The sequence below is a fragment of the Bacillus sp. NPDC077027 genome, from assembly GCF_050269555.1.
Classification (GTDB): Bacteria; Bacillota; Bacilli; order Bacillales; family Bacillaceae; genus Bacillus.
This window is the reverse complement of sequence record NZ_JBNNIO010000007.1, coordinates 38,649-59,429: the sequence shown is the minus strand read 5'-3', so window position 1 is coordinate 59,429 and position 20,781 is coordinate 38,649. Positions and strand designations below refer to the sequence as shown.

General features: G+C 38.3%; 26 protein-coding genes. 10 read left to right on the top strand and 16 right to left on the bottom strand.

Annotated features, from left to right (window positions below; all coding sequences use genetic code 11):
• Positions 1-400: 400 nt before the first annotated feature.
• The 3 genes from ACQKEZ_RS18165 to ACQKEZ_RS18155 all read left to right on the top strand — a co-directional run bounded on the left by ACQKEZ_RS18165 (position 401) and on the right by ACQKEZ_RS18155 (position 2,255).
• Positions 401-1,576, top strand: coding sequence for an MFS transporter (locus tag ACQKEZ_RS18165; protein ID WP_427303210.1), 1,176 nt, complete (start codon positions 401-403; stop codon positions 1,574-1,576).
• 176 nt (positions 1,577-1,752) lie between these two features.
• Positions 1,753-2,082 carry a hypothetical protein gene (locus ACQKEZ_RS18160; RefSeq protein WP_427303208.1) on the top strand — a complete coding sequence of 110 codons (330 nt, stop codon included), beginning with the start codon at positions 1,753-1,755 and terminating at the stop codon, positions 2,080-2,082.
• Positions 2,083-2,129: 47 nt separating this feature from the next.
• Complete coding sequence (locus ACQKEZ_RS18155; protein WP_427303206.1) at positions 2,130-2,255, top strand: hypothetical protein; 126 nt, start codon at positions 2,130-2,132, stop codon at positions 2,253-2,255.
• Between the two features lie 56 nt (positions 2,256-2,311).
• On the opposite strand, the gene parC is transcribed toward ACQKEZ_RS18155, so the two are convergent.
• From parC to ACQKEZ_RS18140, 3 genes are all read right to left on the bottom strand, one after another.
• The gene (parC, locus tag ACQKEZ_RS18150; protein ID WP_427303204.1) at positions 2,312-4,747 is read right to left on the bottom strand and encodes a DNA topoisomerase IV subunit A; all 2,436 of its coding nucleotides are present in this window, start codon (positions 4,745-4,747) and stop codon (positions 2,312-2,314) included.
• Between the two features lie 2 nt (positions 4,748-4,749).
• On the bottom strand, positions 4,750-6,717 hold the full coding sequence (gene parE, locus ACQKEZ_RS18145) for a DNA topoisomerase IV subunit B (RefSeq protein WP_427303202.1): 1,968 nt from the start codon (positions 6,715-6,717) through the stop codon (positions 4,750-4,752).
• A gap of 413 nt (positions 6,718-7,130) precedes the next feature.
• Positions 7,131-7,544 (bottom strand): CoA-binding protein, encoded by a 414-nt coding sequence (locus tag ACQKEZ_RS18140; protein ID WP_427303200.1) that lies wholly within the window; start codon positions 7,542-7,544, stop codon positions 7,131-7,133.
• A 155-nt stretch (positions 7,545-7,699) separates the two neighbouring features.
• Between ACQKEZ_RS18140 and plsY the strand changes: the two genes are divergently transcribed.
• Both plsY and ACQKEZ_RS18130 read left to right on the top strand, forming a co-directional pair.
• A complete protein-coding gene (plsY, locus tag ACQKEZ_RS18135) occupies positions 7,700-8,281 on the top strand; it encodes a glycerol-3-phosphate 1-O-acyltransferase PlsY (protein WP_427303198.1) in 582 nt (193 codons plus the stop codon).
• A gap of 102 nt (positions 8,282-8,383) precedes the next feature.
• Positions 8,384-8,671, top strand: coding sequence for a HesB/YadR/YfhF family protein (locus ACQKEZ_RS18130; RefSeq protein WP_427303196.1), 288 nt, complete (start codon positions 8,384-8,386; stop codon positions 8,669-8,671).
• Positions 8,672-8,710: 39 nt separating this feature from the next.
• On the opposite strand, the gene ACQKEZ_RS18125 is transcribed toward ACQKEZ_RS18130, so the two are convergent.
• The 7 genes from ACQKEZ_RS18125 to acnA form a co-directional block, all read right to left on the bottom strand.
• On the bottom strand, positions 8,711-9,022 hold the full coding sequence (locus ACQKEZ_RS18125; RefSeq protein WP_427303194.1) for a hypothetical protein: 312 nt from the start codon (positions 9,020-9,022) through the stop codon (positions 8,711-8,713).
• Positions 9,022-9,447 carry an acyl-CoA thioesterase gene (locus ACQKEZ_RS18120; protein WP_427303192.1) on the bottom strand — a complete coding sequence of 142 codons (426 nt, stop codon included), beginning with the start codon at positions 9,445-9,447 and terminating at the stop codon, positions 9,022-9,024. The genes ACQKEZ_RS18125 and ACQKEZ_RS18120 overlap by 1 nt, the downstream gene beginning before the upstream one ends.
• A 112-nt stretch (positions 9,448-9,559) precedes the next feature.
• Positions 9,560-9,802 (bottom strand): small acid-soluble spore protein Tlp, encoded by a 243-nt coding sequence (gene tlp, locus ACQKEZ_RS18115; protein ID WP_427303190.1) that lies wholly within the window; start codon positions 9,800-9,802, stop codon positions 9,560-9,562.
• A gap of 19 nt (positions 9,803-9,821) precedes the next feature.
• Positions 9,822-9,965 (bottom strand): acid-soluble spore protein N, encoded by a 144-nt coding sequence (locus ACQKEZ_RS18110; RefSeq protein ID WP_034323724.1) that lies wholly within the window; start codon positions 9,963-9,965, stop codon positions 9,822-9,824.
• A gap of 51 nt (positions 9,966-10,016) precedes the next feature.
• Positions 10,017-10,142 (bottom strand): FbpB family small basic protein, encoded by a 126-nt coding sequence (locus ACQKEZ_RS18105; RefSeq protein ID WP_427303188.1) that lies wholly within the window; start codon positions 10,140-10,142, stop codon positions 10,017-10,019.
• Positions 10,143-10,213: 71 nt separating this feature from the next.
• Positions 10,214-10,717, bottom strand: coding sequence for a TlpA family protein disulfide reductase (locus tag ACQKEZ_RS18100; protein WP_427303186.1), 504 nt, complete (start codon positions 10,715-10,717; stop codon positions 10,214-10,216).
• Between the two features lie 63 nt (positions 10,718-10,780).
• Positions 10,781-13,510 carry an aconitate hydratase AcnA gene (acnA, locus tag ACQKEZ_RS18095; RefSeq protein WP_427303184.1) on the bottom strand — a complete coding sequence of 910 codons (2,730 nt, stop codon included), beginning with the start codon at positions 13,508-13,510 and terminating at the stop codon, positions 10,781-10,783.
• 220 nt (positions 13,511-13,730) lie between these two features.
• Here acnA and sspO point away from each other — a divergent pair, with 220 nt between their 5' ends.
• The 4 genes from sspO (at position 13,731) to ACQKEZ_RS18075 (ending at position 15,243) form a co-directional block, all read left to right on the top strand.
• Positions 13,731-13,877: a small acid-soluble spore protein O gene (sspO, locus tag ACQKEZ_RS18090; RefSeq protein WP_427303182.1), complete on the top strand. Its 147-nt coding sequence runs from the start codon at positions 13,731-13,733 to the stop codon at positions 13,875-13,877.
• A 15-nt stretch (positions 13,878-13,892) separates the two neighbouring features.
• Positions 13,893-14,039: a small acid-soluble spore protein P gene (locus tag ACQKEZ_RS18085; RefSeq protein ID WP_427303180.1), complete on the top strand. Its 147-nt coding sequence runs from the start codon at positions 13,893-13,895 to the stop codon at positions 14,037-14,039.
• A gap of 104 nt (positions 14,040-14,143) precedes the next feature.
• The gene (locus ACQKEZ_RS18080; protein ID WP_427303179.1) at positions 14,144-14,545 is read left to right on the top strand and encodes an Hsp20/alpha crystallin family protein; all 402 of its coding nucleotides are present in this window, start codon (positions 14,144-14,146) and stop codon (positions 14,543-14,545) included.
• A 269-nt stretch (positions 14,546-14,814) separates the two neighbouring features.
• On the top strand, positions 14,815-15,243 hold the full coding sequence (locus ACQKEZ_RS18075) for a DUF2621 domain-containing protein (RefSeq protein WP_427303177.1): 429 nt from the start codon (positions 14,815-14,817) through the stop codon (positions 15,241-15,243).
• 21 nt (positions 15,244-15,264) lie between these two features.
• On the opposite strand, the gene ACQKEZ_RS18070 is transcribed toward ACQKEZ_RS18075, so the two are convergent.
• Together ACQKEZ_RS18070 and ACQKEZ_RS18065 are read right to left on the bottom strand one after the other, a co-directional pair.
• Positions 15,265-15,747, bottom strand: coding sequence for a CcdC family protein (locus ACQKEZ_RS18070; protein ID WP_427303175.1), 483 nt, complete (start codon positions 15,745-15,747; stop codon positions 15,265-15,267).
• A 99-nt stretch (positions 15,748-15,846) separates the two neighbouring features.
• On the bottom strand, positions 15,847-16,554 hold the full coding sequence (locus ACQKEZ_RS18065) for a cytochrome c biogenesis CcdA family protein (RefSeq protein WP_427303173.1): 708 nt from the start codon (positions 16,552-16,554) through the stop codon (positions 15,847-15,849).
• A gap of 215 nt (positions 16,555-16,769) precedes the next feature.
• On the opposite strand from ACQKEZ_RS18065, the gene ACQKEZ_RS18060 reads away from it, so the two are divergent.
• On the top strand, positions 16,770-16,937 hold the full coding sequence (locus ACQKEZ_RS18060; RefSeq protein ID WP_427303171.1) for an aspartyl-phosphate phosphatase Spo0E family protein: 168 nt from the start codon (positions 16,770-16,772) through the stop codon (positions 16,935-16,937).
• Between the two features lie 418 nt (positions 16,938-17,355).
• Here ACQKEZ_RS18060 and ACQKEZ_RS18055 read toward each other — a convergent pair whose 3' ends face one another.
• From ACQKEZ_RS18055 to ACQKEZ_RS18040, 4 genes are all read right to left on the bottom strand, one after another.
• Positions 17,356-17,574: a YneF family protein gene (locus tag ACQKEZ_RS18055; RefSeq protein ID WP_427303170.1), complete on the bottom strand. Its 219-nt coding sequence runs from the start codon at positions 17,572-17,574 to the stop codon at positions 17,356-17,358.
• A gap of 84 nt (positions 17,575-17,658) precedes the next feature.
• Positions 17,659-18,105 carry a sporulation inhibitor of replication protein SirA gene (gene sirA, locus ACQKEZ_RS18050; protein ID WP_427303168.1) on the bottom strand — a complete coding sequence of 149 codons (447 nt, stop codon included), beginning with the start codon at positions 18,103-18,105 and terminating at the stop codon, positions 17,659-17,661.
• A gap of 198 nt (positions 18,106-18,303) precedes the next feature.
• Complete coding sequence (gene tkt, locus ACQKEZ_RS18045; protein ID WP_427303166.1) at positions 18,304-20,307, bottom strand: transketolase; 2,004 nt, start codon at positions 20,305-20,307, stop codon at positions 18,304-18,306.
• Positions 20,308-20,496: 189 nt separating this feature from the next.
• A complete protein-coding gene (locus tag ACQKEZ_RS18040; RefSeq protein WP_427303164.1) occupies positions 20,497-20,727 on the bottom strand; it encodes a DUF896 domain-containing protein in 231 nt (76 codons plus the stop codon).
• Positions 20,728-20,781: the final 54 nt, after the last annotated feature.

Here is a 20,781-nt window from a genome sequence, read left to right as displayed (position 1 = left end):
ATTAAGTATACTTATCTTATTGAGATAAAATGAATATTTTCCTATTTAAGTAGTTTTCTTTTTCAGTGATTCCAATGAAGCTCAACCGAGATTATTTTTTTTGCCATAACTACTGGCTAACCGATTATTAAATTCTTTTCACATTCCTTCTATAAAATAAATGCTGAATTACTCCTGCAATATTCGGTCGTTCAATCTCAATTAAAATGAACATGTGGTAGTGATAACAATTTTAGTATCGTTCCATGCCCTCAAGTGACAGCAGAACGATATGATGTCATCTTCTTGCACCCTCTTCCTTTTCTTTTTAATTTTTGTCATGTTATTTACGAAACAATCTTACTCATATATAATCAAATGGTTTCATTTGGCTTTATTCTTATTAAAATGTGCGAGGTATATGATGGAAAAACAGTGGTATAAAGCGATTATTATTATTTTTGCAATGTCGGGGATCACGATTTCTACCTGGTTCTCCCGAACACCTGAGATTAGAGATATTTTACATGCCACTACTGGGACAATGGGATTGATTTTACTGGCTTTATCAGCCGGGTCCATTGTAGGTCTGATTTTATCGAATCTATTTGTTCGTTCAAAAGGCGGTAAATATGCTATTGTGATCAGTGCTTTTTTTATGTTCGGTGGCTTCTCTCTTCTTGCCGCAGGATCACAGGTTGCAACTACAGTCATAGTGGCAATAGGGCTTTTCCTTTTTGGTATTGGTTCAGGGATGTGTAATGTTGCCATGAACCTAGAAGGCACTGAAATTGAATATAGAATCAACAAAACCATATTACCAATCTTACATGCCTCATTTAGTATTGGAACCTTGCTTGGTGCAGGTGCTGGGATATTCTTTATTCACGCTGGAATATCTGTCATGATTCATTTCATCATCATCGCCTTTCTATTCTTTTGCACCATTCTCACTTGTACACGGTATATTCCTCGTGGGACAGGAAAAGACACTATTCAGGTGAAAAACAATGAAAAAAATGCCGAGCCCGTCTCTTGGCTCAATAAACGAACGATGTCGCTGGCTGTCATTGCCCTCTGTCTCTCCTTTGTAGAAGGCTCAGCAAACGATTGGATTCCTTTGGCAATGGTTGATGGGTACAATGTATCTCATAGCTTAAGCACTGTTATTTACGCTCTTTTCCTATGTGGAATGATTACAGGGAGACTTCTCAGTGGACAGTTCATTGATCGTTTTGGCAGAGTCTTATTATTAAGAGCAGCGATCATCTCAGCTGCGGTTGGTCTATTATTGGTGATCTTAAACATATCTCTTGTTGTCTGCATGTTTTCTATTTTCTTATGGGGACTCGGTGCATCCTTAGGATTCCCTTTAACGATATCTGCCGCAGGAGATGACAGCAGATTTGCGGTAAAACGAGTCAGTATTGTGACACTATCAGGATATAGTGCAGCGCTTTCTGGCCCTCCTATTTTAGGGCTTTTAGCGAACCATATAGGCTTACTAAATGCCTTTATTTTCGTTCTAATGGCTATTTGTATAGCTGGAATATTTGCAAAAGCAGTTGGTAAACAGGGAGCAGCATTGAGCAAATAAATTTGACGATCTAGTTAAAAAAATAAATCCTAAACGAAACTTTTCATAAAGTGAATCAGTCTTATACATGTCACCATGTTTGAACATTTTATGAACAGGGAATAGAAAAAATAAAACTTTTCAATTAACTGAAAACGTGGTAAGATCATGAAAATACCTAGGAAGGGGTGAGAAAAATGAAAAAAACTACGCTTTTGAAATTCGCAGTCTTATTAATAGCACTGGCAAGTTTTCATTTATTCTCAATGCCTCATTCCGTTCAAGTAAGCCATCATACAAAAGTGGTAGCTGATCAAGAAACACATGAATTTAAAATCGTTCAGACAAGTGGCGATGAAAAGAAACATGTGAGTGCCGTATTTAGTGCCTTTACAGCATTGCTGGTAATCGCTAGCTTAACAGCTGGATTTGTACTGATCACATGTACTGGTCAATTTGATCGGATGAAAAAGCATTTGTTCGCAGTTTTCTATCAATCTTCTTATTTTGAAACAGCTCGTGTTTAACCCAATTATCTTCAATATTTAAAACAACAATTGGGAGGTTTTACACGATGTTATTTTTCTTAAGATTATTCATTCTAGGTCTATTTTCAGTCACTTCGCTTTCTTTATTTGTTTACCAAGGAATTGAAGTCATGCATGCCATTACAAGTTTATTTAGCAACCACGAGAGCTAAGTTGGATATCTCTTTGTATATAAACACCCCCTGTTCATTGAAACAGGGGGTTTACTTTATTTCTCGTTTTCTTGATCTATTGTTGGGCTTAAGATGACATCAATTACTTCGCCTTGCTCTTCTTCATCTAACACAAATGAACCGTTGCTATAGCGATCATTTGCACGTAAACCAGAAATAACAACTGGAACCGTTATCCCCTTCTCGGTATCAACTTCAATTGTTTGATGAAGTGTCGCTACAACAACTGAAATAATCCGATGTGGATTTTTCTTCAGTTCTCTGAGCATGATAACGCCTCGTTTGGCTCTTGACGTTTTATCAAATTCAGAGAAATTCATTCGTTTGACGGCTCCTCTTTGTGTGACAAGGACAAGCACATCCTTTTGTTCATTCACCAATTGCCCAGAGACGACTTCATCTCCGTCTTTCAGGTTAATCCCCTTGACTCCTGCCGCTCTCGGACCAACGATACTCACTTCTTCTTCATTAAACCATAAACCATATCCATTTCTTGTGGCAATAAACAGGTCATGTTGCCCTGTGGTCACATGTACATCCACCAGTTCATCATCACCCTTTAAGTTCAAGGCAACGAGCGGTTTGGAATAACGTTGCGCTTTATATTGAAGAAGTTCAGTTTTCTTCACCATACCGCCTTTAGTAAAGAACACAAGATACGATGATTCTTCAAATTCTTTAATTGGAATTGCCTTTTGAATCGTTTCATCTCGATCAATCGCAATAATGTTGGTGATATGTTGTCCCATATCTTTCCAGCGTATATCTGGTAGCTGATGAACTGGACAGTAAATGTAGCTGCCCTTATTCGTAAATAAGAGAAGTACGTCTGTTGTGTTTATTTCGAACTGATGAATGAGCCGATCTGTATCCTTCATACCAAAGTCTTTACCGTTAGAAGCAGCAAAAGATCGCTGGCTTGTTCTTTTAATGTACCCGTCTTTTGTGACAGTAACATACACGTCTTCAGATGCTATCATCACTTCGAGATTGATTTTAATTTCTTCTATTTTCTCTTCAATCACAGAGCGTCTATCGCTAGCATAGGTTTTTTTCATCTTTTTCAGATTGCCTATAATGACCTTTAGCAGTTTTTTCTCATGAGCAAGAATATCTTCAAGCTCTTGTATACTCTGATCAAGCTCTTTTGCCTCTGCCCTTAATTGCGTGATATCTGTGTTCGTTAAACGATAAAGCTGGAGAGAGACAATCGCTTCAGATTGTGCTTCTGTAAAGTCGTATTTCCCAATTAAATTGTTTTTCGCATCACGTTTATCGCTTGATGCACGAATGGTTGCGATGACTTCATCCAGGATGGATAATGCTTTAATTAAACCATCGACAATATGATGACGTTCTTTCGCTTTTCGCAGCTCATATGTCGAACGATTGGTCACCACTTCTTTTTGATGCGCGATGTAAGCATCTAAAATAGAGGGTAATGTCATTAATGTCGGTCTTCGATTATGTATCGCTACCATATTAAAGTTATAAGGAATTTGTAAATCTGTGTTTTTATATAAGAAATGTAACACACCGGTTGCGTCGGCTTCTTTTTTCAGTTCGACAACAATCCGAAGTCCTGTACGATCTGTTTCATCACGTACCTCAGAAATCCCCTCTACCTTTCTTTCAATTCTCAACTCATCCATCTTTTTCACTAGATTGGCTTTATTGACTTCAAAAGGGATTTCTGTAATCACGATTTGCTGACGACCGCCTCGAATGGTTTCGATCTCAGCCTTACCGCGAATCATGATTTTTCCTTTTCCAGTTTCATACGCTTTTTTGATTCCGTCTACCCCTTGAATGATTCCGCTAGTAGGGAAATCTGGTCCTTTAATAATGGTCATTAAATCATCTACTGTACAAGACGGCTCTTCAATACGTTTAATGACCCCATCAATGACTTCACCTAGATGATGAGGTGGGATATCTGTCGCATATCCAGCAGAAATACCTGTTGAACCATTGGCTAAAAGATTCGGGAACATTGCTGGTAACACAACAGGCTCTTTACTCGTATCATCAAAGTTGGAAACAAATTCAACGGTTTCTTTGTCTAAATCCTTTAATAACTCTGAAGCAATAGCAGAGAGTCTCGCCTCTGTATAACGCATGGCAGCAGGAGGATCGCCATCAATACTCCCGTTATTTCCGTGCATTTCAATGAGTACATTTCGTACTTTCCAATCCTGACTCATACGCACCATTGCTTCATACACAGATGAATCTCCATGAGGGTGGTAATTCCCGATCACGTTCCCAACCGTTTTCGCTGCCTTACGGAAGTTTTTATCTTGTGTGTTTCCATCTGAATACATTGCAAATAAAATTCTTCGTTGTACTGGTTTTAAACCATCACGTGCATCAGGTAGCGCTCTGTCTTGAATAATATACTTACTATAACGACCAAAACGGTCACCGATGACTTCTTCTAATGGTAAATCGTGAAATCGTTCTTGTGCCATGTTTAAACCTCCTCAGCAACCGACAAGTTTTCGTTTTCAAGAATGTTGCTTTCCTCATCTAGTCCAAAGGCGACATTCTTTTCAATCCATTTTCTCCTTGGTTCTACCTTGTCCCCCATCAGTGTTGTGACACGGCGCTCAACTCTTGCGGCATCATCAATTTTCACTCTGACAAGTGTTCTTGAATCTGGATTCATTGTCGTCTCCCAAAGCTGGTCGGCATTCATTTCACCCAAGCCTTTATAACGCTGAATCGTATAGCCTTTCCCAACTTTTTTGAGCACATCGGCCATCTCTTCATCAGACCAAGCATATTCAATGATCTCTTTCTTACCTGAGCCTTTACTTACTTTATATAAAGGCGGTAGCGCAATAAAAATTTTTCCGTGTTCAATCAGTGGTTTCATATAACGATAGAAGAATGTCAGCAGAAGCACTTGAATATGCGCACCGTCTGTATCAGCATCTGTCATAATGATAATCTTGTCATAGTTGATGTCTTCCACATTAAAATCTACACCGACACCCCCGCCAACGGCATGAATAATCGTATTAATCTCTTCATTTTTGAAAATATCTGCGAGTTTTGCCTTCTCGGTGTTAATGACCTTACCACGAAGAGGCAGTACCGCTTGGAACTTACGATCACGACCTTGCTTTGCAGAGCCTCCCGCAGAATCACCCTCAACTAAGTAAAGTTCATTTTTCGCTGGGTTTCTTGATTGGGCAGGTGTCAATTTTCCGCTTAATGTTGCTTCGGATTTTTTGCGCTTCTTGCCACTTCTTGCTTCTTCTCTTGCCTTTCTTGCTGCTTCTCTCGCTTGCTGTGCTTTGATTGCTTTTTTCACAAGCAATGTAGCTGTTTCACGATTTTCTTCAAGGAAATAGGCAAGCTTTTCTGAAATAACGGCATCCACAGCTGATCTTGCTTCACTCGTCCCAAGCTTTCCTTTCGTCTGTCCTTCAAATTGAAGAAGCTCTTCAGGTATTCTTACGGATATAACAGCAGAGAGTCCTTCTCGAATATCCGTACCCTCTAAGTTTTTGTCTTTTTCTTTCAAAAGGACGACTTTTCGTGCATATTCATTAAAGGCCCTTGTCATCGCTGTTTTTGCACCTGATTCATGAGTTCCGCCATCTTTTGTTCTGACGTTATTGACAAAGGAAAGGATATTTTCTGAATATCCATCATTAAATTGAAAGGCAAAATCCACTTCAATTGATTGGTGCTCTCCTTCAAAGGAGACAACGTCACTTAGTGCATCCTTTTCTTCGTTTAAATAGGCAACAAATGCTTCAATACCCGTCTCATAAAGGAATGTCTCTTTTACATCGTGTCGTTCATCAATTAATTCAATTTTAAGACCTTTAATCAGAAAAGCCGATTCCCTTAAACGCTCTGAAAGGGTATCAAAATTATACGTGATTGTATGAAACATCGTTTCATCTGGTTTAAAATGAATAAGCGTTCCCGTTTTTTTCGTTTTCCCAATTTTCTCTAGGGATGTGGCAGGTTTACCACCATTTTCAAAGCGCTGTTCATAAATATACCCATCGCGTTCTATCGTGACAATCAGCCATTCTGAGAGAGCATTTACAACAGAGGCACCTACACCATGTAGACCACCACTTGTTTTATAGCCTCCCTGACCGAATTTTCCTCCTGCATGAAGAATGGTTAGGATAATCTCTGGTGTCGGTTTTCCAAGCTTATGCATGCCTGTTGGCATTCCTCGCCCTTTATCTTGAACAGAAATGCTATTATCTTTATGTATTTTAACAATAATATGATCCCCATAGCCAGCGAGCACTTCATCGACAGAGTTGTCTACAATCTCATAGACAAGATGATGAAGACCGCGTGTATCAGTAGAACCGATATACATCCCTGGACGTTTACGGACGGCTTCAAGGCCCTCTAGCACCTGAATAGAATCATCATTATAATCTGCTTGCTGCTTTTTAACCAAATGCTTAATCCCCTTTCAATAAACAAACCTGACAGGATAATCACCAATGATATCTCATTAATTAATGATGATCATGCTGCTCATTAATTTTTCATTTTAATAAGCTGCATCATCACCATGCATCTCGATCATGCACGAATGTAATTCTGCATAGATGCGGTGATTCCTTTATTTCTTTCTAGCTAAACTAGAAGTCCATTATAAACAAGACCACATCATAAGCCAAATTGGCTCATTATGCAAAGAATTTAAAAAAAGAACGAGTGTTCCTGTTATTCTATCGCTCATTTTCTTCTGTTTCAAGACCAACTACATTTCCCTGTCGCCTTATTTTATCGCTTTCTCCTCGAATCGCAAATATTTTTCTCGTACAAAAAAGGAAAAACCCTTGAAAAACAAGGATTTTTGACGATTTAATGAGTTTTTGTTAGTGCATGGGCTACTTTTATGCATAAATCCATGATAGCGACCTTCCCATTTTCCTCAATAAGTTCTCGTGCCTCTTCATTGTGAATACCTTGCTGTGCCCAAAAAACGGGCGCATCCATTTTTATAAACTCTTTTGCCACTTCAGGTAAATATTCAGAACGTCTAAAGACATTAACAATATCAACTTTGCCCTCAATGTCTTTTAACGAGCCTACTGCTTTTACACCAAGCGCTTCATCAATTGTCGGGTTTACAGGAATGATCTCGTAACCAGCATTTTGCATGGCCTGAGATACTAAATATGATGTTCGTTCAGGCTGATTAGATAACCCAACAACAGCGATACGTCTGCTTTCCTTTAATATTGTTCCAATTTCTTCTTTACTAGGATTACTCATCCTGCCACACCTCTTTCCTTCTATTTTATCGAATTTCTACTTAAAAACAAAGCAGAAATCAAAGGTTGTCCTTTTTTTCAAAAAAGATCCCCATGTTTTTCTTCATAACATGTTAAAATATAAGACAAGAGGGAGAACGAAAAGGAGATATGCAGATGTTAATTGCTTTGATGTTTATTTTAGCTTATCTTCTCGGCAGTATTCCATCGGGTTTAATTGTCGGGAAAGCTGCAAAGGGAATTGATATTCGAGAACATGGTAGTGGAAACCTTGGTGCAACCAATGCATTCCGTACACTTGGTGTGAAGGCAGGCTCTATTGTCATTACAGCAGACATTTTAAAAGGGACACTCGCTTCCGCACTGCCCATTCTGATGAATATTGATATTCATCCCTTACTAGTAGGAGTTGTTGCTGTCATTGGCCACATCTTCCCTGTGTTTGCAAAATTTAAAGGGGGAAAAGCAGTCGCTACGTCTGGCGGAGTTTTGCTATTTTATGCCCCATTTTTATTTATCACAATGATTGCTGCCTTTTTCTTATTTTTATACATTACTAAATATGTTTCTTTATCATCAATCCTTACAGGAATCTATACACTCATATATAGTTTTTTCACGAAAGAACTGTTGTTAATTGTTGTTGTCGCAGTTCTTTCAAGCTTTGTGATTTACAGACATATTGCCAACCTCAAAAGAATTATCAACAAAACAGAACCGAAAGTAAAATGGCTGTAAGTCGTTTGAATTGAATCAATACGTGGTACTACTACAGAAAAGCTGTTTTAACATCATTCCACTGTTTAAAAACAGCATTACTTTCAAAAAGGGGCGATCACATTGAATTTAACAATCAAAGAAGACGCATTGAAATGGTATATGGACGAGTTAGATTTAAAAAAAGGTGATCATGTTCGCTTTTTTGTAAGATATGGCGGATGCAGTAATGTGCAAAAAGGCTTTTCACTTGGTGTTGCGAAGGATGAACCTCAAAATATTGGCTCAACAGCTGAAGTTGGTGGCATCACATTTTTCGTTGAAGAAAGCGATATTTGGTATTTTGACAACCATGACCTGCATATTGATTATAACGAGTCAGTAAAAGAACCAGAGTTTCATTATGAGTAACCAAAAAAGATACCTCTTCCCTCGGGTATCTTTTTTGGTTTAATTCTTGATTTGCAAACCATATAATCTGATCTTTCCTAATGCACGTTCTTTTTCAATAATTCGTTTTTGCGTATGACCAATGAGATCGAAATGAGGGAAATCTTCACGGTCATGAACCCACTCTTTTTTTAGACCATGCCCTTCTCCCCACTTAATAAGTTGAACAATGTCCTGACAAGCAGCCTTTGTGACGGTATTTGCTTCTGGAAAACGATCATCGAGCCAGTAATGTGTTAAAAATGCGACCTCGCCATTTTTAACAGCTGTTTTCCATGCCTCTAAGTCTTGCCTTTTCAAACCAAATGCCATTACTGTGCCTGCTTTTTCGATTGTTCATAGACACGATGCCACTCAGGAAAGGCTTTACGGAATTGAAGTGGTTTAAAGGTCTTTTGGTCAACACAAATATGTGAGGTAGTACCTGTAATCGCTGTTTCGCCATTAGGCTTTCTAATCTCATACCCATACACAGTTTTAAAGCCATTATATTCGTCGATCCATGTATGTACTGTAGCGGTTTCCCCATACAATAGTGGTTTCTTATATTGAACCTGAAGATCCACAACAGGTGCTAAAACGCCCTCTGCTTCAAGCTGTGCATAGGAAAAACCGAGTTCTTTTATAAGAGCTGTTCTTCCAACTTCCATCCAAATTAAGTAATTCGCATGATACACAATTCCCATCTGATCTGTTTCTGCATATCGTACTTCTATCTCTTTTTCTGATACATACACTTTTCATCGCTCTCCTATCGAATCCTATCGAAACAAAAGTTCTCTGCCATTTTACCACATTCCTATAGTTTCTTCTAAAAAGAACCAATAAAATAAACCAGGAAACCCTGGTTTATTGAGTAAAGCCATTTTTTCGTGCGTCATCTTCATCCTTGATCTCTTTGCGCATTGCTTCAATGCTCATTTGACGATTTTCATTCTTTTGCCGAATCATCGTCTGTTCTTCCTCTGTTGCAAGAGGAAGGGCTTCTTCGGCTTCGTCGATGTTTTTCATTGTGTTCTCAATCATATCTTGAAGCTTTTCAACATTGTCAGAACGATCATCTGGATGAGACTGATATGACTTTTGACTCATTTGGTTCTCCTCCTCCTGTTTATTCACCTTTTGTTTGTATCACATCAGGCTGTTCATTGGATTTATTATGCATTTTTTTCCCTTTATTTCGTTTATAAGCTACAGGTTTTGTCCCTAAATGATCTGGTGTGAATTGTGCCTGTTTATCATGCTCTTTGCCCATCTTCTATCCCTCCTCCTTTTTAGGATGAACAAAACATGGGCAAATCATGATTTATTTCTGTCTAAAACGTTCTTCCAACTTTTCTTCTAGTTGGTTTAAAAATTCTTCATTGTTTAGTAATTCTTTTTTATTTTCTAGTACTAATTCTTCAAATGAACGTCTTTTTCTTTTTTTCATTCCGTTCACCTCCAACCTTGTTTGGTTACATCCTTGCCAAAATGTTTAGAAAATAAGCAAAAAGCTGGATATTATATACCCAGCTCCTGCTCCATCTCTTTTTTTGTCAGCATCTGATGTTTAACAGATAAAATACGACCTTGTTCATCAAGTATGTAAGTCGTAGGATAAGTAAGCACTTGATACCTTGCCTGAACGCCTTTTTCATCCAATAAAATAGGAAATGTCAACTTAAGCTCTTTGCTGAATTTAGCGACATGTTCCACGCTTTTTTCTGTCGTTGTTAAGTTAACTGCAAGCACTTCCACTTTGTTATTCTCACTTCGAACGGCATCTAGGTCAGGCATTTCCGTTCGGCAGGGCTTGCACCACGTTGCCCAAAAATTCAGCAGAATTTTTTTACCTCGATAATCTGCTAATGACACAACTTTTCCATCAAGTGTTTCTAATTGAAAATCAGGTGCTTGATCTCCTTTTTCAAGACCAATAGCCGGCTCCTTTGGCCCAAGGACATTCCAAGCCAACAAACCGATCAAGACAAGTAAAAAAGCACTTGCAACAATCTTTTTCCACATGATTGATCCTCCACTATTTTAAAAAAGAAGAGAAAGCTAACAGGCTCCCTCTTCTATCATGTCTTATTTGCTTGCCAGTTTTTCACGAAGTACCATTTGAAGGATTCCACCATGACGGTAGTAATCAATTTCCACTTCACTATCAAAGCGTACAACTACTTCAAATGTTTTTACATTGCCGTCAGCGTCAGTCGCTCTAACCGTTACCAGGTCACGAGGACGAACTGTTTCGTCAACATCTACTTCAAATGTTTCTGTTCCTGTTAAACCATATGTTTCTGCGCTTTCCCCATCTTTGAATTGTAATGGAAGAACACCCATAAACACAAGGTTACTTCTGTGAATACGCTCAAAACTTTCAGCAAGAACAAATCTGATACCAAGTAGGTTTGTTCCTTTTGCTGCCCAGTCACGTGAAGAACCCATTCCGTAGTCTTTACCAGCAAGGATAGCAAGACCTGTGCCATCTTCTTTATAGCGCATGCATGCATCATAGATAGACGTCACTTCACCGGTTGGCCAGTAAGTCGTGTATCCCCCCTCTGTACCTGGTGCAATTTGGTTCTTAATACGGATGTTTGCGAAAGTACCTCTCATCATTACATGGTGGTTACCACGACGAGAACCATATGAGTTAAAGTCTCTAGGAGATACGCCTCTTTCTTGTAAATATTTACCCGCAGGTGTATCCTTACCAATTGCTCCTGCTGGAGAAATATGATCAGTTGTTACAGAATCACCGAATTTCGCAACAACGCGAAGTCCTTTAAGTGGCTCAACTTTGCCAGGTTCAACTGAAAGGTTTTCGAAGAATGGTGGATTATCAATATAAGTTGAATCCTCATCCCATTTGTATAGTGCATCATCAGTTGTTTGAATTTCATTCCAGCGATCGTTATTGTCAAAGACAGTTTCATACTCTGAACGGAATAATTCAGGTGTTACTGTGCTCTTAACAACACTGTTGATTTCGTCCATCGTTGGCCAAATGTCATTGAAATAGACGTTTTTACCATCCTTATCTACACCGATCGGATCCGTTGTTAGATCGATATCTACAGTACCAGCAAGTGCATATGCCACTACTAGTGGTGGTGATGCAAGGTAGTTTCCTTTGACAAGCGGATGGATACGACCTTCGAAGTTTCGGTTTCCAGAAAGAACAGACGTGATAAGCAGATCGTTTTCTGCAACTGCTTCTTCAATTTCTTTTTCAAGTGGACCAGAGTTTCCGATACAAGTTGTACAACCATAACCTACAATGTTGAATCCAAGATCTCTTAAATAAGGAAGCAGACCTGAATTTACTAAATAGCCCGTTACAACTTTAGAGCCTGGTGCAAGTGATGTTTTGACATAGTTAGGTACTTTCATGCCAAGTTCACTTGCTTTTTTTGCAACAAGTCCAGCACCAATTAAAACATACGGGTTGGACGTGTTTGTACAGCTTGTGATAGCTGCAATTGCAATCGCACCTGTCTTCATCACAGCTTTTTCACCATTTCGAAGATCAAACTCAATTTGTTTATCTATTTCAGTTGCTTCTAAACCAAAGCCTTGGTTACCAGCAGGGCTTACAAGATGATTATGGAAGGTATCTTTCATATCAGATAGTGGGATCAAATCTTGCGGACGTTTCGGTCCAGACAAGTTCGATTCAATTTTAGAAAGATCGATCTCTACAATATCTGTAAAAATTGGTTCTTCTGCATCTGGTGTATAGAATAATCCGTTTGCACGAGAATATTCTTCAACGATATTAATTTGTTCTTCATCACGTCCTGTTAGACGCATGTAAGCAAGTGCTTCTGAATCTACTGGGAAGAAGCCACAAGTTGCCCCATATTCAGGTGCCATGTTGGCAATTGTTGCTCGGTCAGCTAGCGGCAATTGAGCAACACCAGGACCGAAGAATTCAACAAATTTGTTAACAACGCCTTTTTCACGAAGTACTTGAGTCACTTTAAGCGCTAAGTCAGTTGCAGTTGTTCCGTTTGGAAGCTCACCAATTAACTTGGCTCCAACCACTTCAGGAACAGGGAAATATGAAGGCTGACCAAGCATTCCTGCTTCTGCTTCAATACCGCCAACTCCCCAACCAAGTACGCCAATACCATTAATCATTGTTGTATGGGAGTCTGTTCCAACAAGTGTATCAGGATACGTAATAAGTTCACCATCTTCTTCGATCGCATGAACAACGCTTGCAAGATACTCAAGGTTTACCTGGTGAACAATACCTGTTGCAGGCGGAACCGCTTGATAATTGTTAAACGCTTTCTTTGCCCAGCTAAGGAAATTGTAACGCTCTGCATTACGCTCAAATTCTAAATCCATATTAATGTCTAATGCATCTTCAGTTCCAGCTTTGTCTACTTGTACAGAGTGGTCAATAACAAGGTCAACTGGAATTTCAGGGTTAATTTTATCAGGATCTCCACCTACATCAGCCATTGCTTTTCTTAATGAAGCAAGGTCAACAACGGCCGGTACACCCGTGAAATCCTGCAAGATTACGCGTGATGGTTTAAACGGAACATCAATCTCTTTAACGTCGGCAGTTCCCCATTTTGCCAAGTTCTCAACATGTTCCTTTTTAATCACTCTACCGTCTACTTGACGAAGCACTGATTCCAAAAGCACCTTAATAGAATAAGGCAGCTTCGAAACATTTCCGATTCCTTGTTTTTCAAGTGCATCTAACGAATAATAGTGATAAGTCTTCCCATTTGTCGAAAACGTTTTTCTAGATTGAAAAGCGTCTTGTTTAGCGGCTTGCTGCTGTTTCGACATGTCCAAAATCCCCCTTTTGATGATCAAGATCAATTTCATTCTCAGAAAAATCGTCGTATTTCACCACAATTTTCTCACAATTTCATCTTAAAACAAATTCATACATAAGTAAATAACAATGCTTTTATTAAATTCAATAAGTTTAACTTATCATTAGGAAATAAATACTCACCTCATAAACATAAAGGAACAAGCTCATACTAATTTTGAGGTGAATGATATGACCAAAAGAAAAGCCAATCATGTAATTGATGGAATGAATGCTGCCAAAAGCCAAGGTAAAGGCGCAGGCTATATTGAAAATGATCAACTCGTTTTAACAGAAGAAGAACGTCAGAACAATAAAAAGCGTAAAAAGAACCAATAGAAAGGAAAAAAGACAATGACAAACAAAAATTCAGGGAAAGACATTCGTCAAAACTCCCCTAAAGAGCATGAAAACGGTCAACCCGAACCTCTCTCGGGCAGCAAAAAAGTGAAAAATCGCAATCATTCAAGACAAAAGCATAACACTCATCATGATATGTAATCCATTTTAAGTCATCCCGTTTACAAACGGGATGTTTTAGGTCTTTCACACATTTCTCAAGCCCATCATATGATTTAATAAGAGATGTGATGGAGGAGTGTTTAATGGATAATGAAAAACAAGAGAATTCCTCTGATTTTCTTAGGACAGACGACTGGCTCCATTTATTATTGGATGACCCATTTGCATGGTATGATGAACAACTACCAATTGATCTATATGAAACAAGTTGTGAATATATTATAGAAGTAGATATCTCTGCTTTATCAATAAGGGAATTAAAGCTGACATTCTCCGGCCATGAGCTCATCCTTAGTTACGCAGAAAATCGTCCAAAGCATGAAGACAAGATGATCGAAAAAAGTATAATGCTCCCCTTTTACTTAAATGATAAAAAAATTGAAACTGAATGTGAAAACCGGATATTATCAATCAAAATTCAAAGAGACACACTTCATAATGATGGCATTTTCTCATTTCAAATGTCGCATTTAGATACGTTATAATATGCTGAAAGCCCGCCAAGATATCGGCGGGCTTCTTCCGTTCGTTTCAAGTCTCATACCTCGCGCATTCCACCATGGCCAAATAGTAGAGTCGCTATATGATAGAGTATTCTTTTCCTACTCTTTTGATTGGGCGATTCTCGTGATTAGGTAGCACATTGTAAAAATGAGAGATTTCAGCTTTGAATAACGCGTATTAAACTCCCGGTTTTGTTATTTTCTTCTATCGGGAATTCGTGTAAAATAAGGAGTGATAAAGGGGTGATGAGATGCTGAGCGGCTGGTTTTTATGGTTTATTTTATTTTGGGGAACAGTCATGATAGGGTTGCTAGCCATCGGTGGCTTTTTTATGTTTCGCAAGTTTTTAAAGCGGTTACCAAAAGAGGATGGCATGTCAGAGCTTGATTGGCAGGATGAGTATATTCAAAAAAGCCTTCATCTATGGAAAGATGAAGATAAGCAACTTTTAAACGAACTCGTTTTACCTGTTCCTGAATTATTCCGAGATGTGGCCAAGGAGAAAATTGCAGGTAAAATCGGAGAATTAGCACTAAAAGAAAAAGCAGACTCCATTAATCTAGACTTAATCATTAGAGGCTATATGATCGCAACACCAAAACGCGATCATAAATTTCTCATGAAACGATTGCAGGAAAAAAATATCGATTATACACCGTATCAATCACTATTAAAATAACCTCCTTTTGATAAAGGAGGTTTAATTCATTTGCATATTTTGTGCATGCAGTTGTTTGGACATTTTTCGGAAGGACAGGTACATAGCTACACGCCAAGGCACGATCATACCAAACGCAAGAATCCAAAACATGCCGCTTAAAGCACCATAATCAATGGTAGTACTTAATACAGTTTTCATTCCAATACGCAAAACCAACAGCCCAATTAAAATGAAAACAAATGCTTTCGAACGTTTTAAGTAAATTTCATTGTCTCTTATTTCAAACTTTGATGTTTTAATTAAAAAGATAGAGAAAAACATCCCTACTGTGATCGCCTCTAAAAACTCGCTTCCCGTCACCTGAAAAAAGGGGACGAAAAACATCAATGCACCTGTACTCATGAAGATAGGCGGTAAAATAATTTTTTTAGCTGTTGCTGGTTTTTCTGATGATTTAATACGAATAAACATCACAGCCACAGCCATACATACTGCAATAATTGAAGAGATAACGATCATCATATCGAATCATTCCTTTATTCTATAAGGTCAACCTATGTATAATATACTCTAATTCACATAAAAAAACCAATTGCCACGACCATTTTAGTGAAAACGATTTCAAAAAGCTGTGAATCCTCCAAATAATGAAGAGAACATGATGATGATCCATGTTAATAGATCAAAAAATAACAGCACCCCAACCACAATCATCACAATACCCCCTACTCTCATCATGAGTTGCTGACGCTTGCGAATCCAAGATAACTTGGTAATAAAAAACGAAAGCACAAAAAAAGGGATCGCAAAACCAAGCACATATGTCACCATATAAGTAACAGCAGACTCTGGATTGTTGCCAGCAAGTGTAATAACAGCAGATAAAATCGGACCTGTGCACGGTGTCCATCCAGCGGAAAAGCCCATACCGATCAGAATTGATCCTATATATCCAGTAGGCCTATTCTTAAATTGTAGCCTTTTCTCTCTCATGAGAAAAGTTGGCTTGAACACACCTAAAATCATAAAACCAAAGAAAATAATGAGGATGGCCCCGACTTGACGAATTGCTTGCTGATATTCAAAAAAGAATGAACCAACCATTGACGTTCCAAAACCAATCGCAATAAAAATAATCGAAAACCCAATGAGAAAAAAGAGCGTATGAAGCAAACTTCTCTTTTGGAGCATCACCTTCTCTGACTTCACCTCATCCATGCTCACCCCTGTAATATAGGATAAGAACGCTGGATATAGAGGTAAACAACATGGCGATATAAATGATAGAACCCCTGCCCCAAAAGCCAAGAAATAATTAAGATCCGACATAAAAACACCCCCCTCCTTACAATATACAATAATAGATGACAAATTCATTTCATTTTTTTTACATATTAGAAATAAAGATGGTCTATTCATGAAAAACCTTATATAATTTAATTTGACATCAAGATTTCGAATCCTTTAAATTTGAAAATAAACCTTAAAATGGATATAATAGAAGCGATTCTTTTTATCAAGATTTGCATGAAAGGAACATTACTTTGGTAAAAACTTCTTTATTGACTCAGATTGAAGAAAAAAGAGAAGAGCTGATGAAAGTTGTATTACACAATGGAATGACCTCCAATGTCACCATTGAGCATAGTCAGCAACTGGATCACCTCCTCTTGCAATATCAACGACACTTACACTCAAATACTGCAAATTAATCATACTTGATAAAAACACTTTATACCAGTAAACAACGATCTTAGAACAGTTGATAGTATACTTGAATACATCAAAACAAAACCTCTTTTTAGGGGTTTTTGTTTTGATCTACACCTCACCAGAGCATTCCCTTTTGTTTCATTCCTGTAAAACAAGGGTTTGGTAGCTCAGAAATGTTTTATCATCACTTCTTCTACCTCCATACAAAAAAACCACCTTCCCCAGTGCATTTCTCTTCACAGGTTCAGTGGTTTTCATTTGGTTGATGAAGGTTTAAGCAAATTCGAGTTACTAAAGAGTCATCCTACAATTAGCGCGGATACACCTCTCGCCTGAATTTGTTATTCATAAAGACAGAACAAAAGCTTGTCCTCTCATTATGACCATGTTCCATCTATGTTCATAATATCTAACGTATTATTTCGCTTGGTTGTTCATGGCTTTCATCATTTGATTGATTTTCTTTTGGGACGGTTTCATGCCCATTTGCATCATCATCATTCGAAGCATTTGTTCATTAATTGGTGGGTTCTTTTTCAAATAGCTCATCATATACTTACGAGCGATAAAGAATCCGAGTGCAACTCCTGCAAGCAACGCAATAACGCCTACAAGGATGACAACCCATAAATCCATAATTCTTCCTCCTTCATGTTGTCTCGTATAAAGTGTACTAAACAAAAGGCTATTATACAACATTTCACGTTCAATTTTATTTTTTTAAACAAAATTCCTTACTTTCACTGGATTCAGCCATCCGTGTTTTTTAGAAGCAAAATCCATCGCAAGAAAACATGGGCTAATTTTACGAAGCACCTCAAAAAAAACAGTTTCGGCTTCGTAGCTGCCTGTTGCAGACATTAGAATATACCTGTCCTTTAAAATAAAGGAAGCTGTCCCTTTTCCATCTGGTAAAGAAGCACTGTATATTGAGCCGATTTGCGTATAATGAATGTTTGTTAAATTGGTCATTAGTCGCTGGTGCATGTGAAAAGCAGGGATTTGTTTTGTCACATACTCGACTTGCTTTACAGTCGTCACCAATTCCTCATCGGTTAGGTCTGTCCAATGTAAGGACTCAAACAAATGAAACAATATTGATTCTCTGCCAAAATAATGATTGGCAAATTCATCCTCAATCCAATAAATATAATAATGGCGTTCCATATCTATCCCTTCCTTTCACATTTCGTCAATCTCGCATATTGCTTGTATTATACAAAAGTGTGAAAGAAAGAATTGTCTATATATGAAGCAAGAAGAAACTAGTTTTGTCAAAAAAACAAGAAAAACAGAAAAAAGTTTGCAGAGCTTGTCTACATCGCTCTGCAAACTTTTAGCAAAAGAGAATAATACTTATACCACTTACTTATTCAATTTTGCCTTTACACGGCTCACAACATTGCCTACCGTGAAACCATATTTATCTATAATCGTTTCTCCTGGTGCAGAAGCCCCAAATTTGTCGATCGCAATGATATCGCCATCAAGTCCAGTGTATCGATCCCATCCTAAAGAAGAACCCATTTCAATGGCAACTCTTGCTTTTACAGAAGAAGGAAGAACTGATTCTTTATAATCTTGAGGTTGCTGATCGAAACGATCCCATGCTGGAAGGCTGACAACTGATGCACGAATTCCTTCTTTTTCAAGCGCTTTTTGTGCTTCGATTGCTAGACCGACCTCAGATCCAGATGCTAATAGAAGAGCTTCTGGTTTATTGTCTGCCGCTTCAACAACAACATACCCGCCTTTTTCAACACCTTCGAATGCTCTCTCAGGTGTTTGGTCAATCGTAGGAAGGTTTTGACGAGTTAACACAAGAGCTGTTGGCTTGTCAGTTGAAGATACAGCTAACTTCCATGCTGCAGCTGTTTCATTCCCGTCAGCTGGACGAATGACAGAAAGATTTGGCATTGCACGAAGTGATGCTAGTTGTTCAACTGGCTCATGTGTAGGTCCATCTTCACCAACTGCAATACTGTCATGAGTAAAGACATACGTCACAGGTAGACCCATTAATGCAGCAAGACGAATAGCTGGTCTTAAGTAATCAGAGAAAACAAAGAATGTTCCACCAAATACACGAAGTCCTCCGTGTAACGCCATACCATTTAAAGCGGCACCCATCGCAAATTCCCTAACACCAAACCAAATGTTCTTTCCAGCATAATTATTTCTACCGAAATCATCTGTATTCTTAATCGTCGTTTTATTAGATCCAGCAAGATCCGCAGAGCCTCCGATAAAGAATGGCACTTGTTTCGCAATGCCATTTAATACTTCTCCAGATGAAGCACGAGAGGCAAGGCTTGATCCTGCTTCGTATACAGGAATCTCTTGATCCCAGTTCTCTGGTAGTTTCCCTTCGATTGCAAGCTCAAGTTGTTTTGCTAGCTCTGGGTATTCTTTTTGATAAGAAGCGAAAAGTTCATTCCAGTCTGCTTCTTTTTTCTTTCCAGCGTCCTTAACAGCAGCTTGGAAATGATCGTACACTTCAGAAGGTACATGGAAATCTTCTTCAAATGTCCAAGAATACGCTTCTTTCGTCAGTTTTGCTTCATCGCTACCAAGTGGTGCTCCATGAACACCTGAAGTACCAGCACGGTTAGGAGATCCAAAACCGATTGTTGTTTTCACTTCGATCAATGTAGGCTTGTCTACACTTTGCTTCGCCTTTTCAACAGCGGCAGTAATTTCTTCAATATTATTGCCGTCTTCTACGTACAGCACTTCCCAATTCATTGCTTCAAAGCGATTCTTCACATTTTCAGAGAATGAACGATCTAAGTCACCATCTAAAGAAATGTCGTTAGAATCATAAAGAACGATTAAGCGGCCGAGCCCTAAATGACCAGCTAAAGAAGAGGCTTCAGAGGATATGCCCTCCATTAAATCACCGTCTCCACAAATACTGTATGTATAGTGATCAACGACATTAAAATTGTCTTTATTATAAGTGGCAGCAAGATGTCTTTCGGCTAGTGCCATTCCAACAGCCATGGCAATTCCTTGTCCTAGTGGGCCAGTTGTTGCATCAACACCCTCAGTATGACCAAATTCAGGGTGACCTGGAGTTTTGCTTCCCCATTGACGGAATTGTTTTAAATCATCAATGCTCAAATTGTATCCGCTTAAATGCAGCATGCTGTATAGAAGCATTGATCCATGACCAGCAGATAAAACAAAACGGTCTCTATTAAACCAGCTTGGATTTTCTGGACTAACGTTTAAATGCTTTGTCCATAAAGCATATGCCATAGGAGCAGCACCCATTGGCATTCCAGGGTGACCGGAATTAGCTTTTTCAATTGCGTCTATGGAGAGCGTACGTATTGTTGCAATAGATTTCAATTCAATCGTTTCCATATAAATCCCCTTCCGTAACTTGTGTACACCATTATCATAAATCTACTGGCCTTTTTTCACAACTATTTCACGCCGAAAAATGCAGTATTTTGTCTCATTTAGTTTATCGATCGTTTTAAAACTTATGCAAACACGAAAAGATGAGACATATCCTCTCATCTTTTCAAAAAATAAGAAATCAAATGTATATTAATGGAGATGTTGATTTCTTTCATTTTTTAATTTTTCTGGTGTGACATCATTTCCTTCTGGATCAATGATTTTCACCGTTTTTAATGTATTTTTCATGGACGAACGGAAGGCTTTTAAATATTCATCTCGTAAATGCTTCTGTTCTACTTTTTCCTCATCTGTTAAACCAGTCTCTTTGGATTTTTTTGAAAGTTCATTAATCCTTGCAAGCTGTTCTTTAGAAATCATGACAAACTCCTTTTAAATTTTTTCTCTTCATACTACTAAATATCTTTGTTTTTT

Coding starts and splice junctions, on each gene's coding strand:
- ACQKEZ_RS18165 (WP_427303210.1), top strand. CDS start 401: ATGATGGAAAAACAGTGGTATAAAGCGATTATTATTATTTTTGCAATG.
- ACQKEZ_RS18160 (WP_427303208.1), top strand. CDS start 1,753: ATGAAAAAAACTACGCTTTTGAAATTCGCAGTCTTATTAATAGCACTG.
- ACQKEZ_RS18155 (WP_427303206.1), top strand. CDS start 2,130: ATGTTATTTTTCTTAAGATTATTCATTCTAGGTCTATTTTCAGTCACT.
- parC (WP_427303204.1), bottom strand. CDS start 4,747: ATGGCACAAGAACGATTTCACGATTTACCATTAGAAGAAGTCATCGGT.
- ACQKEZ_RS18140 (WP_427303200.1), bottom strand. CDS start 7,544: ATGAGTAATCCTAGTAAAGAAGAAATTGGAACAATATTAAAGGAAAGC.
- plsY (WP_427303198.1), top strand. CDS start 7,700: ATGTTAATTGCTTTGATGTTTATTTTAGCTTATCTTCTCGGCAGTATT.
- ACQKEZ_RS18125 (WP_427303194.1), bottom strand. CDS start 9,022: ATGGCATTTGGTTTGAAAAGGCAAGACTTAGAGGCATGGAAAACAGCT.
- tlp (WP_427303190.1), bottom strand. CDS start 9,802: ATGAGTCAAAAGTCATATCAGTCTCATCCAGATGATCGTTCTGACAAT.
- ACQKEZ_RS18110 (WP_034323724.1), bottom strand. CDS start 9,965: ATGGGCAAAGAGCATGATAAACAGGCACAATTCACACCAGATCATTTA.
- ACQKEZ_RS18105 (WP_427303188.1), bottom strand. CDS start 10,142: ATGAAAAAAAGAAAAAGACGTTCATTTGAAGAATTAGTACTAGAAAAT.
- ACQKEZ_RS18100 (WP_427303186.1), bottom strand. CDS start 10,717: ATGTGGAAAAAGATTGTTGCAAGTGCTTTTTTACTTGTCTTGATCGGT.
- acnA (WP_427303184.1), bottom strand. CDS start 13,510: ATGTCGAAACAGCAGCAAGCCGCTAAACAAGACGCTTTTCAATCTAGA.
- sspO (WP_427303182.1), top strand. CDS start 13,731: ATGACCAAAAGAAAAGCCAATCATGTAATTGATGGAATGAATGCTGCC.
- ACQKEZ_RS18085 (WP_427303180.1), top strand. CDS start 13,893: ATGACAAACAAAAATTCAGGGAAAGACATTCGTCAAAACTCCCCTAAA.
- ACQKEZ_RS18080 (WP_427303179.1), top strand. CDS start 14,144: ATGGATAATGAAAAACAAGAGAATTCCTCTGATTTTCTTAGGACAGAC.
- ACQKEZ_RS18075 (WP_427303177.1), top strand. CDS start 14,815: ATGCTGAGCGGCTGGTTTTTATGGTTTATTTTATTTTGGGGAACAGTC.
- ACQKEZ_RS18070 (WP_427303175.1), bottom strand. CDS start 15,747: ATGATGATCGTTATCTCTTCAATTATTGCAGTATGTATGGCTGTGGCT.
- ACQKEZ_RS18065 (WP_427303173.1), bottom strand. CDS start 16,554: ATGTCGGATCTTAATTATTTCTTGGCTTTTGGGGCAGGGGTTCTATCA.
- ACQKEZ_RS18055 (WP_427303170.1), bottom strand. CDS start 17,574: ATGGATTTATGGGTTGTCATCCTTGTAGGCGTTATTGCGTTGCTTGCA.
- sirA (WP_427303168.1), bottom strand. CDS start 18,105: ATGGAACGCCATTATTATATTTATTGGATTGAGGATGAATTTGCCAAT.
- tkt (WP_427303166.1), bottom strand. CDS start 20,307: ATGGAAACGATTGAATTGAAATCTATTGCAACAATACGTACGCTCTCC.
- ACQKEZ_RS18040 (WP_427303164.1), bottom strand. CDS start 20,727: ATGATTTCTAAAGAACAGCTTGCAAGGATTAATGAACTTTCAAAAAAA.